This is a genomic window from Methylobacterium sp. A54F, from assembly GCF_053346035.1.
In genome coordinates this window covers 1-280 of sequence record NZ_JBKFBF010000228.1, presented here as the reverse complement: position 1 = coordinate 280, position 280 = coordinate 1, and the positions used below count along the sequence as shown (strand labels likewise).

At 73.9% G+C, this 280-nt stretch carries 2 protein-coding genes; both read right to left on the bottom strand.

Features of this window, described 5'->3' with window-relative positions; all coding sequences use genetic code 11:
- Positions 1-126 (bottom strand): DNA gyrase inhibitor YacG (yacG, locus tag ACLBXP_RS26075; protein WP_447670676.1); only part of this gene is annotated, 126 nt, incomplete at its 3' end.
- Positions 123-280 (bottom strand): Maf family protein (locus ACLBXP_RS26070; protein WP_447670675.1); only part of this gene is annotated, 158 nt, incomplete at its 5' end. The genes yacG and ACLBXP_RS26070, both read right to left, overlap by 4 nt.

Below are 280 nucleotides of genomic sequence, written 5' to 3'. Positions count from 1 at the left end.
TCCGAGGTCGATGTCCGAGCAGCGCACCGAGCAGAAGGGCCGGACATCCGGCTGCGCCGGACGTCCACAGATCGGGCAGGGCGGCAGGGGCTTGTTCGCGCGGCCGGCCGGCGGGTCCGCGCTCACGCGAGGCCTCCCCAGGCGGCGCGCACCGGGAAGCCGCTGCCGTCGAGGAGCGCCATGGACTCGTAGAGCGGCAGGCCGACGACGCTGCTGTGCGAGCCGACGAGCTTGACCACGAAGGCCTCGGCGAGGCCCTGAATCGCGTACCCGCCGGCCT